The following is an 11,836-nucleotide window of genomic DNA, read 5'->3' as shown; positions in this document are numbered from 1 at the left end:
CGCGATGCCGGTCCTGTTTCCCAAACGGCTGCGAGGCTGGCGCTTTCTCCTCTTGAACCTCATGCTCGGCCTGGGGCACATGGTCGTGCTGTTCAATGCCGGGTCCTATGTGGCGCTGTTGCCACATGCAGCCAGCGATCTCGGAGGGGTTCTGCCGAGCTTCGGGACCTGGGCCCAAACCGATTTCATGGTCGCCTTGGCGCTGGGATTCCCCCTCGCCCGGTGGCTGGCGTTCCGGGTCGGCAATTACCGCCTGTTCGTCGCCGCCTTTGTCCTGTATTCGGGCGCCTCGTATCTCTGCGCCATCAGCCAGACCCTCTGGCTGTTTTTGCCTGCGCGGGTGCTCCTCGGTCTTGCCGGCGGCATCACGCTCCCGCTTGGGCAGGCTCTGTGGCTGAACGAGTACCCGGACCGGCTCAAATCGCTGGGCTTGGGGGTCTGGGGGCTGTTCACGTTGATGCCGTTTACCATCGGCCTTCCCCTGGGGGGCTGGATCGCCGACGAACTCGGTTGGCGGTATTTGTTTTATCTGAACATTCCCATGGCGGTGGCCATCGCCGGCATCACCGGTTCGTTGCTGTATGGTCGGGGGTTCGAGCGTCGCTTCATCCGTTTCGATGTTGTCGGATTTGCCCTCTTGGTCCTGGTGCTCGGCGGCGTCCAGACGCTGCTGAACATGGGGAACGATTTTGACTGGTTGGACTCGCCCTTTCTTCGAGGGGTGTTGGTTGCCATCCTCGTGGCGCTGCCTTGCCTGGTCATTTGGGAGTTGGGTGAGCGCCATCCTGCGGTGGACGTCCGCTTGTTCGCCCATCGCAATTTTGCGATCGGGGTGCTCTGCCTGACGGCCGGGTTCCTGTCGATCCAAGGGCTGCTCGCGCTGTTTATCGTTCAGCTTCAGGTCTTGTTGGGTTATTCGTCCTTTCTGGCCGGCCTGGTGTTCCTGCCCATGATCCTGCTGGGCGCGCCGGCCATTGCCGTCATGCACGAACTCTGCAAGCGCATCGATGCTCGGTGGCTTGCAAGCCTCAGTTGTCTCGGGTTTGCAGGCGTCTTCTACTGGATCGGCTTGTTCGACGATCCCCACTCGTATGACCAGATTTTCTGGCCCATGTTGTTCGAAGGACTGTTCCTCGGATCGTTTTTCACCCCGTTGACCGTCCTGACTCTGCACGGCCTCTCCGGTCGGGTCGTCGGGCGGGCGGCGGAATTGGCGGCCCTGTTGCGCATTGCGGCCGGAGCCTTCGGCATCGCCTTCCAGGGGATCGTGCTCTTTCGACGCGCCCCCTTTCATCAACTGAATCTGTCGGATCATTTCGGTGGCAGGCAGTTCGTATCGTTCGACGGGTTGGAGCATGTGTCGGCCAAGCTGGGCGACGCCGGGCTCGATCCGGCCATGGTTCAGGGCAAGCTGACGGCGATCATCAAACAGTCCGCCGCCATCCTGGGGTTGAACGATGCGTTTCTCGTGGCCAGCTATATCTTCCTCGGCCTGGCGGCGCTGGTCTGGCTGGCGGAGCCGACGCAGTTGCCCGCCCATCAGACTGTCGAAGAGGAGTTGCCGGAGATGCTGGCGGAGGAATTGGGGATGGAGGTGCCATGAGCCCCTCATACGTCATCTCCCGGCATCTCTGTGTCTGTCTCGGCCTCGGCTGCCTGTTCCTCTTGGGCGGGTGCGCCTGGATTCCGCCTGGCGATCCCCCGGCGGAAATCATCGAGCCGCCGGAGATGAAGGCGACGTTGGCGGAGGTGACGAGCCGCTTGCAGCAGTGGCCGGACGACCGTTGGTGGGAGCAGTTCGGCAATCCCGAGCTCAACCGGCTCATGGAGACCGCGCTGCAGGACAATCCCGGGCTCAAGGTCGCATCGGCCCGGCTCCGGGAAGCGCAGGGGCTCGTGCGCGTCGAAGGCGCGCGGCTGTTGCCGTTTCTGGATGCCGATGCCTCGCTGACCTATGAGCGGATTTCCCAGCATGGGGTCTTTGCGGCCTTGAACCGCGAAGTGGCCGGCATTCGGATTCTCTATGGGGTCATCAACCCCTTGAGCTTCCGGTACGAATTCGATTTCTGGGGGAAGAACCGCGCGATGCTCGAAGCGGCTCTGGGGCGGACGGCGGCCGAGGAGGCGGAAAAAGCCGAAGTGCGGCTGCACTTGACCGCCGGCGTGGCGCGGGCCTACTTCCGCGGCCAGGCGCTCCACCGACAACTCGACCTTGTCCAGGCGATGGTCGGCATCCGCCGCGACCTGCGGCAGCTCGCGGAGACGCGGTTCCGGCTGGGGCTGGACAACGATCTCGCCGTGAAGCAGGCCATCGCGGAGTTGGAAGCGGCCAACAAGCGTGCAGCGGGTGTGCGGGATCAATTGGATGTCCAGCGACACTTGCTCGGCCGGCTGGCCGGCAAGGGGCCTGATTTCGCGAAGGACCTCTTCACGGGCCATGTGGTCGTTCCGGAGCAGATTCCGCTGCCCGATCATCTTTCGATCGGGCTGTTGGTCCATCGTCCGGATTTGGCCGCCGCTCTTTACAGGGCCGATGCGGCGGCCCGGTTGGTGAAAGTGGCCAAGACGCAATTCCTGCCGACGATCGACCTGACGGGTTTCGTCGGATTCAATGCTCTGACCCTTGCCAAAGGCTCCAATCAGTTGGGCAACTTGCTGTTTTCAGGCCAAAGTTTTTCCTATGGCTTGGCGCCAGGCTTTCGCCTTCCCTGGTTTGAAGGGGGGCGGCTGCGGGGTGAGTTGGCCGCCCAGCGGGCCGAATATGACGCGGCCGTGGAACTCTATAACGAGACCTTGCTGGATGCGATGCGGGACGTGGCGGACAGTTTGAGCGCCTGGCAGGCGACCAACGAGATGCTCGAGGCCCATCGGCGACTCCTGGCCTCGCTCGGCGACGATTGGCGCTTGGCCAAGGTGCGTCTGACAAGCGGGCTGGACGATGACCGGGAAGTGTTGCGGCATCGGCATCCGGTCTTGGAGCAGGAATATGTATTGAAGGCCCTGGAAAGCGATCAACTGGTCGCCACGGTCGATCTCATCGAAGCGCTGGGCGGCGGGTACCATAACCCGGACGTCCGGAACAGACCCACACAGAAACCCGGCTGAGGCTATGCATACCACGACACCTCCTTCACCCAAAATCCATCCCAAGACCATTCGCGTCAGGCGGACCCGCCTGCTGCTGCTGGTGGCCCTGCTGCTGGCCGCCGCCGGGGGCGCCTACGGCTGGCACTGGTGGTCCTACGACCGTTTCTGGGTTCGGACCGACAATGCGTACGTCACGGGCAACCTTGTCACGGTCGCGGCGCAGGCCTCGGGCATCGTCACGCAAGTGTTGGCCGAGGAGACGCAGTTTGTGAACCGGGGCGACCTCGTGATCCATCTTGATGAGCACGAGGCCTTCGCGGCGCTGGGACGTGCGCGAGGGCGTCTCGGGGAGGAGGTGCGCCGGATTGCCGCGCTGTTCAAGACTCGCGCACAGCTCGAGGAAAAAGTGTCGGCCAAGATAGCCCAGCTCGACCTGGTCCGCCACGATTTGGATCGGTACCAACTGGCTTCGCCGAGCGGGGCGGTCTCGAAACAGATTCTGCAGAACGCCGCCGACAAGATCCGGGCGTTGGAGGCCGAAGTCCGGGAAACCCAGGCGGCGCTCGAGGTACTCGATGCGCAAGTGGGCGGCACGAGCATCATGGACCATCCGGCCGTCGAGTTGGCCAAGCATGAACTCATCGACGCCTATCTGGAATACAAGCGGCAGCAAATCCTGGCGCCGGTGTCAGGATACGTGGCCAAACGGAGAGCCCAGGTGGGGGATCGGGTCAAACCGGGCAGCGATTTGATGACGATCGTCCCCCTGGACCACCTCTGGGTCGAGGCGAACTTGCGCGAAACCGAGCTGCAATTGGTGCGGCCGGGCCAGCCCGCCTCGGTCAGCGTCGATTTGTACGGCGAACGGCTGACATTTCACGGCACCGTCGAAGGCCTGGTCCCCGGAACCGGCAGCGCATTCGCCCTCTTGCCTCCGGACAATGCCACCGGCAATTTTATTCACATCGTCGAGCGTGTGCCGGTGCGCATTTCCCTGCCGCAAGACGAGATCCGGGAACATCCCGTCAGGCCGGGGCTCTCCACGGTGACGCAGATCAAGGTCGCCGAGTCGGGTCAGTCCGTCTGGTCCTCGCTCGCGACCGTCTCCACCTCGGAGTACGAGACGGACATCTATGCCGATGAACTGCCGAACGCGGAGTCGATAGCCCGGGAGGTCATGACGGCCAACCTGCTTGCCGACCGTGATCGACCGAAGGCGACGTCGGAGGACCGCGAGGCGCAAGGCACGGCATCCGTACCGAAAAGTGTCGAGCTGAGTATCGCGGAACTGTCTCCGTAGAAGCGACGGCGACCGATTCAGAAGCAATCCCGTCGGTCGAGGGACAGTGAGCGTACGAAGGAGTGGGCGTGAAGCACGTCCTGCGCAGCGCGGTCCTGTGCGTTGGGCTTGTTGTCGGGCCTGCCATCGTGCAAGGGCAGTCTCTTGACGCAGCCGGCAACCGTCACGCGAATCCATCGGGAGCGATTGGCGTCGCGCCAGGCCCGGATCGTACCGATCGAGGTTTTCCTAATAGAGACCGCGGGGCCGTACCCGACTCCCATATCCCTCCGAGAAGCCCGGACCTTGGTTCGCCGACGTTCCCCCTTGCTCCGTCAATCGGACCTGGGTCCGGCTTGCTGGGGCCGGAAGCAGGCCGCAGCCCATCGCGACTCAGATCCGATACTGGAACTGAAAGCGGCGGGGGGCGACCGGCAAGAGCGGACGGTTGTGTAACCGCACCTTCAGGCAGCCGACAAAAGGCCCCGGGATTTCGGCTGCGGCAGCCTGCCAACTGATCGTCCATTGTTATTGTCTGATGCGGATCGAGGTGATAGCCGGTCGAGCGATATTGCACGGGGCGCACAGTGCGATGCCGGAGGCGCCTCATCTATTGCGCGATCATTCTTCAACTTCCATGAGGGTTTCCGGTAATCGGCACAGGATCGGGTTTTGCAAGGGATCCCGTACCTGCCTCAGCGTAGCTTGGACGGAAGGGCTTGGTGCAGGGGGTATGGAAGCACAGGGCAATGACACGAGCGGCGAGGCAGGCGATGCCGGCGATTCGAATCCTGCTGGTTGACAATAATCCCCAATTTTTAAAGACCGTCAGGCAGTTGCTCGCCGACGATGAGGCGTTCGAAATTGTGGGCGGGACCTATTCGGCCGCCAAGGGGCTGGAACTTGTTGCGCGTCTTCGTCCCGACGTGGTCGTCGTGGATCTGACCCTCCCCTTGATGAACGGCTTGGAAGTGACCAGGCGTATCAAGGCCGGGACGCCCGTGCCCCTGGTGATCATTGTGACGTTGCATGACCAGGAAGCCTACGGGCGAACGGCCGAAGCGGCCGGCGCCGATGGCTTTGTGCCGAAGTGGGAAGTGGGGGCACGGTTGCCGGAGCTGATTCGACGCTTGATGCAGGTGAAGCGCGATCGGTTTGCGGCCGTGCATTCCGCTTCGACAGATTTTGTGCGGGAGTGACGAGGCCAGATTCCGTATGAAGAAGTCCGCCCTGCAATGCGCACGATGTCAGGGGCTGATGGCCGAAGATCATCTGTTGGACTTGAAAGAATCCAGCAGCTCCATTTGGCTGCACGTCTGGCGTTGCATGAATTGCGGCGAGGTGGTGGACGCTCACATTGTCGAGCGACGGACCTGGCTCCGTTTGGCGGGACGCTCCTCGGCGCCGGCATCGGGGAGAGGCCCGCGCCGGCGGCACGTGGCGATTCGCTTGGGACCGTGAGGCGGGGGCACAGGACACTCGTGTGAGTGGGCGGCACTTGCCTTGGGGGTACTGATGACGGCGGCGGAACAGACGAAGCGTTTCCAATCGGTGGTGGCGGCCATGATCTGGTCGGTCGCCGTGTTTGCTCTGGACCTAGTGGCCCCGCATGGCGTCGCGGTTCCGATGCTGTATGTCGGGGCGGTGCTCGTGACCCTCTGGCCCTCGTTGCGACACGATACGCTGATCGCAGCCTCGGCGGGAACGCTGCTGACCATTGTCGGGTTTTTTCTGTCTTCGCAGGACGGCATTGTCTGGATGGGGGTACTCAACCGGGCACTGGCGGTCCTGGCGATCTGGGTGACGGTTCTGTTGATCCTCATGCATAAAGAGCCGCGCAGGGGCCTGCGCGGCCTCTTGCCCATTTGCGCCTCCTGCAAGAAGATTCGAGACAGCCGGGATGAGTGGAGAAAGTTTGAGGAGTACATTGAGGAGCATTCCGAGGCCATTTTCTCGCATGGCATGTGTCTCGACTGTTGCAGAGAGTGGTATCCGGAGCAGTATCGCCGCATAGTGTTTCACAGGCCGGAGCTTCTCTGGCGCGAAAGGCGCAACGGCGGATAGCGGGGCGCTGTCTTGGTCGGCTGATACGGAGGATTGCGGAGGCGTCCCGCAAAGGGAGCGGCTTGTGGGCGTAGCGGCGGTGCGGTTTGCACCGTCAGCGCCTGTCTTGCCATCGGCAGGCGAGAGTCCTTCCGTCCTTGCCCGGTTAGTCCGCCATTTGCATTGACAACGACTGCCCCTGGGTTGAACTCGAATGCACGAGCGAGCATCGGTTCGACTGTCTATCCGTCCTGTCTTCCAGTCCTCTTCAGTCTCGGTATGCCCCCGAAATCGAAGCAGCGCCCTCTGCCTGCCATGGCCCACGGGACCAACCTTGTGTCCTTGGCCATGCCGGTTCATTGAGGTCGTGCACAGTGCGGCCTGTGCGCGTTCGCTCAATAATCCAGACGGCCGGTCAGATTGTAAGGCTATCGGGACGGGATAGCGTGGCATGCGCATTGCTCTATATAAAAACTGCTGTTCCACCACATGGCCATGGGAGATGGGGCTGGATTATGAAGAGCGTCATTCGGACCGGGGGAAGGTGCCTGATGTTACTCCTGTTGTCGGCGGAGAGTGGTCAGGTCTGGGCTGCCGAGCCGGCGGGCATCGTGCATGACCTAGGCATCGCCACCGTGCTGGTGGGCCACGACGGGGCGTCGGATGTGGAACGCAAGCTCGGCGCGTCGCCGTGCCTGGTGCCGTCCCTGACCGGCGACACCGTGTCGTATCTCTACAACGCCAAGGACGCCAAAGGCCATTATTTCCTGCGGCTGGAAGTCAACAGTCGCGTGGATGCCATTACGGTTTCCAAGGACCCTCCGCTCGCCGGCGTCTGCTATGCCCCCTTGGCGCACACGATGTCGCTGCGCACGGAAGAAGGCCTGGAGTTGGGCGCAACGATGGAAGAGGTGCTGCGGCTGTACGGGAAGCCCACGGAGCGGTTTGCCGTCGGGGCCATGGCCCGATTCCGGTACCTGGCCATGCTCGACCGGCCCTACGAATGGGACCTCGTCTTTCGGGACGGCCGTCTGGTCGAGTGGACCGTCGTCTCCGAAGACTAGCGTTTTAGTAGTCCTGCCGATAGCGGTACCGCATGAGCACGGCCTCGGCGCGCCGCTGGGCCGGCGCCAGCACCGGCAGATCCGAATAGTCGTGCACCACGTCCGCCGCGATTCCTTCCCCCATCGCGACGCTGCCGAGCTTGATGTACTCCTCCGCCACGTCCATGAGCCAAGCCGTGCGCTGTTCCAGCGAAGGAATGAGATCGGGCGGAGGGTCCAAACGGGCCGCCCGATAGGCCCGGTAAAGGGCGAATCCGTGATCGAGAAACGCGCGGACCGACTTCTCGTAGCTCTGCAGAGCATCCAGAGACTTGGCACGCCCGTACTGATCGGCCGTGGCGCGTACCTCTCCGCGTAGGCTCAGTTCTTGCTGATTCCATTCCGCGAGGCCTTCCGGCGTACGTAGCCGTTCGGCATGGGGGCCGCTCATCGGACCGGTCGAGCAGGCCGCGATTCCCCATAGGGCACAAGCCAGGATGGCTCCGGATGGGCTCCTCAGGCGCCTCGGCATGGCGTCCTCCTCACGAAAGGTTGTCCGACGATGACAGTCTCGCAACTCGCTCAATGGTGCCACGAATCCTCACGCTTGTTCAAGCGGCGGCTCGGCGTGGCCGCGGCCATTCTGTGCATGAACTGGGCCCAGCCGGTCTGGGCCGTCGAGCCCTATTTCGGCTACTACGACGAAGTGCCGCCCATCGATGAGGCTGAGCTGAATGCGGCGCGGGAGCGACTGCAGGAGGCCCGTGCGAGGTTGCCTCACGCCGGTCCCGCCACGGAGCCGGACCGGCTCCCGCAACCTGCGCCGCTGCCTCCGCCGATTGTGGACGAACGCGACGGGGCTCCGCCGATCGATTTTCAGGAAGTGGACGAGCTGCGGAAGACGTTCCAGCGCCTGCAGGCGCAGCGCCTCGGTGAAGAGCCATCATCCCAGCCTCAGCCCTCGCCGGCTCCCAAAGACAGTCTCAGTCCCGAACTTGACCAACAAGTGCAAAAGCTCAGTCAGCGCGTCGGTGAACTTGAACGGGTGCTCGTGGGGACGGAGGAACATCAGGGGTTGGCCGGGATGATCGGCGGCTACACCAGGCACAACGGGTTCTTTCTCATGTCCGGCGACGGCGATTTCTTCCTGCGGCTGCCGGTGTTGCTGCAGACCGATCTGCGGACCTTTCCGGGCGGCCAGAATGGCGCGAATCCCGGCGTGAACCCGAGCACGTTCATTGTTGAGCGGGCTCGGACCATGGTGCATTTCCGCCTCTGGCGGTACTTCCGCGGCTACATGACGCCGGATTTCGGCAATGGCTTTACCAATAATCCGAACGTCCAGGGACGTGTGCAAGTTCCGGATGCGTTCGGCGAATGGGACTATTTTTCGCTGTTCCGGATCCGCATGGGCAAGTTCAAGAGCCCGATCGGCCTGGAGATGCTCCAGGCGCCGCAGAACCTCAGCTTCATGGAGCGATCGCTGACACGCAATCTGCTGCCGAACCGCGACCTGGGGGCGATGGTCTGGGGCGTCTATGAACGGGGCCTCTTTGAATATCAGTTGGGCGTGTTCAACGGCGTGCCCAACGCGAATTTTTACCAGGAAAGCGCCGCCACCGGATCGGCCAAGACGCTGGAGGCGCGGATCTTCTCGCGTCCGTTCGTCGCCTCCACGACCAGTATGTTCCGGGGCCTGGGGTATGGCGTTGGGATGAGCGTCGGGTCGGTCAAGCAGGGGAGCAGCGGGCAGGATCCGATGCAGACGGAAACTTTCAGTTACACCTTCTTTCAATACAACAGCAATGTCACCGGAGACGGCCAGCGTATCCGCATTTCGCCCCAGGTGGCCTGGTACGTGGGACGGCTGGGATTGCTCGGTCAGTATGTGCGCAGCACGCAACAACTGCGCTTGGTCACCGGGGGGCCATCGGTCCGCACGACGCACGAGTCCTGGTCGGCCCAGGCCTCCTGGTTTCTGACGGACGACACGGCCACCTTCGGCCATGTGCAGCCCCGCTATCCGGTCGAACCGTCGAAAGGCCACTGGGGGGCTTGGGAAATTGCGGCCCGGTACGCCCAGCTCAACATCGATCCGGAAACCTTTGCGTACAACCTGGCCGATCCTACGATCAACGTCTTGCGGGCCAAAAGCTCAACCGTCGGCCTGAACTGGTATCTCAATACCAATGTGAGGCTGACGACCAATTTCGTCCATACCGACTTCACGGGGGCGACGCGCGCCTACCGCGCCGCCAGCCACGAAGACGGGTTGATGTTCCGCATGCAAATGACGTTTTAACCGTGGCCATCACCGGATTGCTCCTGCTCATCCTTGTGTTGGATGGGACGGCCTGGGCCGCCGAGCCCGATACGGTCCAGCCGGAAAATACGGACCGGACCGCTCCTGTGCAGGGTCCTCATTCTCCCGCCACTCCGCGTGCGCCTTCGACCAAGCAGCAACTCCGCGAGCTGGATCGTCGCCTGAACGTGTTGGAATCACTGGCGGTCGGGAGCGGGCATAAGCGGGGGGTGATGGAGCGGGGGTTGGGCTGGTCGCCCGAAATTAAGGAACGGGGCTTTTCCCTCTATTCCACGGACGGCAACAACCGGCTGCACCTCAACGGCGGCATCCAGGCCGACTACCATGGCTACCCGGGCGGCCAAACAGGACATGCTCCGGGGGCCGAATCGGATGGGTTCGTGCTGCGTCGGGTTCGTCCGATCCTGGACTTCCGGATCGCCAACTATTTCCGCGGCCAGATCATGCCGGACCTGGCTCCGCGCCGCCGCAGCGAGTTGTTCAACGCATTCATCGACTGGGATTACTATGATTGGGCCCGCGTGCGCGTGGGCCAGTTCAAGCCGGTGCTCAACGTCGAGAATCAACAGGGGGAATTCGACCTCGTGTTCGCCGAGCGCTCGCTCGTCCAAAACTTTGCCTTGCGGCGCGACTTCGGCGCGAACGTGACGGGCCGGATTTTGGATCGACACGTCCGCTACGATCTCGGCGTCTTCAACAGCAACAACGGGGCGATCGGCAGTGCCAGCGTGCCGGAGCCCTCGGTCGACAACGACAAGCTGGGCATGGCCAGAGTCATGGTCACGCCGTTTCTGCTCAAAGGCCCCCGCGCCTTTCGACAATTCGATATCGGGGTGGGGGTTCTCTACGGGGCTTGCACGAATTCAGCGTGCCAGCAGCCGATGTACACGATGGGCCAGGACCGCATCGTCTTCCAGTATCAACCCGCAGTCACCGGCAACGGCTTTGAAACCAAGGTCCTTCCGCAGATGACCTGGTTCTACGGGCGGCTCGGCGTCATGGCGACGTTCATCCATACCTGGGAGCCCAAGATCGACAAGACCACCGGGAAGGCGGGCCTGCTGCAAAACGAAGCCTGGATGGCGCAGGCCGAGGTCGCGGTGACGGACGACGAGCCGGCCTTCATCCGTGTCACGCCCAGGCAGCCGTTCGATCTCTCGAAGAAGGGCCGGTGGGGCGCCTGGACGGTCGCGGCTCGGTACTCCGAACAGCGCATCGACCCTCAAGCCTTCGGGCTCAATTTTGCCGACACGGCCCAGTACGTTCGCACGACCAAGGCGACCAGCTTCGCCGTGAACTGGTACGCCAGCCGGGAGTTCCGTTACCAGTGGATTTGGGAGCACTCCGAGTTTCAAGGCGCGAATCAGATGTACGCCGCCCCTCGGGCTGCAAACATGCTGATTTTCCGGTTCACCTTGATTTATTGAACACCGAGCGCAGAAGCGGCTTGGCATGGGGCGCAATTCGCTTCGAGGAGGTTTCATGGGCAAGCGGAAAAGAATCATGGCAGGAGCCGTCGCAACGCTCCTGTTCGTGGGGGCGATGGCTCCGGTGAGCCGGGCAGGTCAACCGGACTCGGAGCCCAAAGAGCAGGTGGTTCGCTATCTGCTGGCGACGGTCAAAGCCTTTCGTACGGTCTACGTGAAATACGTCGAGGAGCATGTCAAGAAAGGGGGGATTCATCCCAAGGAGCACTGGGCTCAGGATGTCCACGCCATCATGTTGCCCTTTCAGTTTGTGAAGCTGGCGGCGGCAGAACTCAAGGGCGCGGTCAAGGATGTGGACGTGGGGGTGATCTCGCTGACGCCGATCTATTCGTCCAATTTCCCTCAAACCGAGGCCGAAGTCGCCGCGCTCAAGGCCCTGACGGACAACCCAAGCCAGACGGTGATCACCTTCGCGGACGGCAATCAATTCAAGGGGCTGGCCGCGGACTTCGCCATCGAGCAGGCCTGTGCCGATTGCCACAACCAGCATCCCACCAGCACGAAGAGGGATTTCAAGCAAGGGGATCTCATGGGCGCGGTCGTCGTGCGGCTCAAGAAGTAGGCCCTCGACCGG

General features: G+C 62.6%; 11 protein-coding genes. 10 read left to right on the top strand and 1 reads right to left on the bottom strand.

The window, feature by feature from the left end; translation table 11 throughout:
- Positions 1 to 4: 4 nt before the first annotated feature.
- The 7 genes from EPO61_15350 to EPO61_15320 all read left to right on the top strand — a co-directional run bounded on the left by EPO61_15350 (position 5) and on the right by EPO61_15320 (position 7,473).
- Positions 5 to 1,603, top strand: coding sequence for a DHA2 family efflux MFS transporter permease subunit (locus tag EPO61_15350; GenBank protein TAJ07331.1), 1,599 nt, complete (start codon positions 5 to 7; stop codon positions 1,601 to 1,603).
- The gene (locus tag EPO61_15345) at positions 1,600 to 3,105 is read left to right on the top strand and encodes an efflux transporter outer membrane subunit (GenBank protein ID TAJ07330.1); all 1,506 of its coding nucleotides are present in this window, start codon (positions 1,600 to 1,602) and stop codon (positions 3,103 to 3,105) included. The genes EPO61_15350 and EPO61_15345 overlap by 4 nt, the downstream gene beginning before the upstream one ends.
- A gap of 4 nt (positions 3,106 to 3,109) precedes the next feature.
- Positions 3,110 to 4,387 (top strand): HlyD family efflux transporter periplasmic adaptor subunit, encoded by a 1,278-nt coding sequence (locus tag EPO61_15340; GenBank protein ID TAJ07329.1) that lies wholly within the window; start codon positions 3,110 to 3,112, stop codon positions 4,385 to 4,387.
- Positions 4,388 to 5,115: 728 nt separating this feature from the next.
- Complete coding sequence (locus EPO61_15335) at positions 5,116 to 5,565, top strand: response regulator transcription factor (GenBank protein TAJ07328.1); 450 nt, start codon at positions 5,116 to 5,118, stop codon at positions 5,563 to 5,565.
- A gap of 58 nt (positions 5,566 to 5,623) precedes the next feature.
- Entirely contained in the window at positions 5,624 to 5,827 is a 204-nt protein-coding gene (locus EPO61_15330; protein ID TAJ07327.1) for a hypothetical protein, read from the top strand.
- Positions 5,828 to 5,881: 54 nt separating this feature from the next.
- Positions 5,882 to 6,430, top strand: a complete 549-nt coding sequence (locus tag EPO61_15325; protein ID TAJ07326.1) for a hypothetical protein — start codon at positions 5,882 to 5,884, stop codon at positions 6,428 to 6,430.
- A gap of 530 nt (positions 6,431 to 6,960) precedes the next feature.
- Positions 6,961 to 7,473 (top strand): hypothetical protein, encoded by a 513-nt coding sequence (locus EPO61_15320; protein ID TAJ07325.1) that lies wholly within the window; start codon positions 6,961 to 6,963, stop codon positions 7,471 to 7,473.
- A gap of 4 nt (positions 7,474 to 7,477) precedes the next feature.
- On the opposite strand, the gene EPO61_15315 is transcribed toward EPO61_15320, so the two are convergent.
- Entirely contained in the window at positions 7,478 to 7,984 is a 507-nt protein-coding gene (locus EPO61_15315) for a hypothetical protein (GenBank protein TAJ07324.1), read from the bottom strand.
- A gap of 30 nt (positions 7,985 to 8,014) precedes the next feature.
- On the opposite strand from EPO61_15315, the gene EPO61_15310 reads away from it, so the two are divergent.
- The 3 genes from EPO61_15310 to EPO61_15300 are packed head-to-tail and all read left to right on the top strand — an operon-like array spanning position 8,015 to position 11,824.
- Entirely contained in the window at positions 8,015 to 9,754 is a 1,740-nt protein-coding gene (locus EPO61_15310) for a hypothetical protein (protein TAJ07323.1), read from the top strand.
- Between the two features lie 2 nt (positions 9,755 to 9,756).
- Complete coding sequence (locus tag EPO61_15305; protein TAJ07322.1) at positions 9,757 to 11,202, top strand: hypothetical protein; 1,446 nt, start codon at positions 9,757 to 9,759, stop codon at positions 11,200 to 11,202.
- 25 nt (positions 11,203 to 11,227) lie between these two features.
- Positions 11,228 to 11,824, top strand: coding sequence for a DUF3365 domain-containing protein (locus EPO61_15300; protein ID TAJ07321.1), 597 nt, complete (start codon positions 11,228 to 11,230; stop codon positions 11,822 to 11,824).
- Positions 11,825 to 11,836 lie beyond the last annotated feature (12 nt).

The sequence above is a fragment of the Nitrospirota bacterium genome (genome assembly GCA_004296885.1).
Lineage (GTDB): Bacteria > Nitrospirota > Nitrospiria > Nitrospirales > Nitrospiraceae > SYGV01.
The sequence above is the reverse complement of the archived record's forward strand: the minus strand, read 5'-3'. Positions and strand labels throughout refer to the sequence as shown.

Excerpts from the sequence above, each read along its gene's own strand:
- EPO61_15350 (TAJ07331.1), top strand. The coding sequence starts at position 5 with ATGCCGGTCCTGTTTCCCAAACGGCTGCGAGGCTGGCGCTTTCTCCTC.
- EPO61_15345 (TAJ07330.1), top strand. The coding sequence starts at position 1,600 with ATGAGCCCCTCATACGTCATCTCCCGGCATCTCTGTGTCTGTCTCGGC.
- EPO61_15340 (TAJ07329.1), top strand. The coding sequence starts at position 3,110 with ATGCATACCACGACACCTCCTTCACCCAAAATCCATCCCAAGACCATT.
- EPO61_15335 (TAJ07328.1), top strand. The coding sequence starts at position 5,116 with ATGACACGAGCGGCGAGGCAGGCGATGCCGGCGATTCGAATCCTGCTG.
- EPO61_15330 (TAJ07327.1), top strand. The coding sequence starts at position 5,624 with ATGGCCGAAGATCATCTGTTGGACTTGAAAGAATCCAGCAGCTCCATT.
- EPO61_15325 (TAJ07326.1), top strand. The coding sequence starts at position 5,882 with ATGACGGCGGCGGAACAGACGAAGCGTTTCCAATCGGTGGTGGCGGCC.
- EPO61_15320 (TAJ07325.1), top strand. The coding sequence starts at position 6,961 with ATGTTACTCCTGTTGTCGGCGGAGAGTGGTCAGGTCTGGGCTGCCGAG.
- EPO61_15315 (TAJ07324.1), bottom strand. The coding sequence starts at position 7,984 with ATGCCGAGGCGCCTGAGGAGCCCATCCGGAGCCATCCTGGCTTGTGCC.
- EPO61_15310 (TAJ07323.1), top strand. The coding sequence starts at position 8,015 with ATGACAGTCTCGCAACTCGCTCAATGGTGCCACGAATCCTCACGCTTG.
- EPO61_15300 (TAJ07321.1), top strand. The coding sequence starts at position 11,228 with ATGGGGCGCAATTCGCTTCGAGGAGGTTTCATGGGCAAGCGGAAAAGA.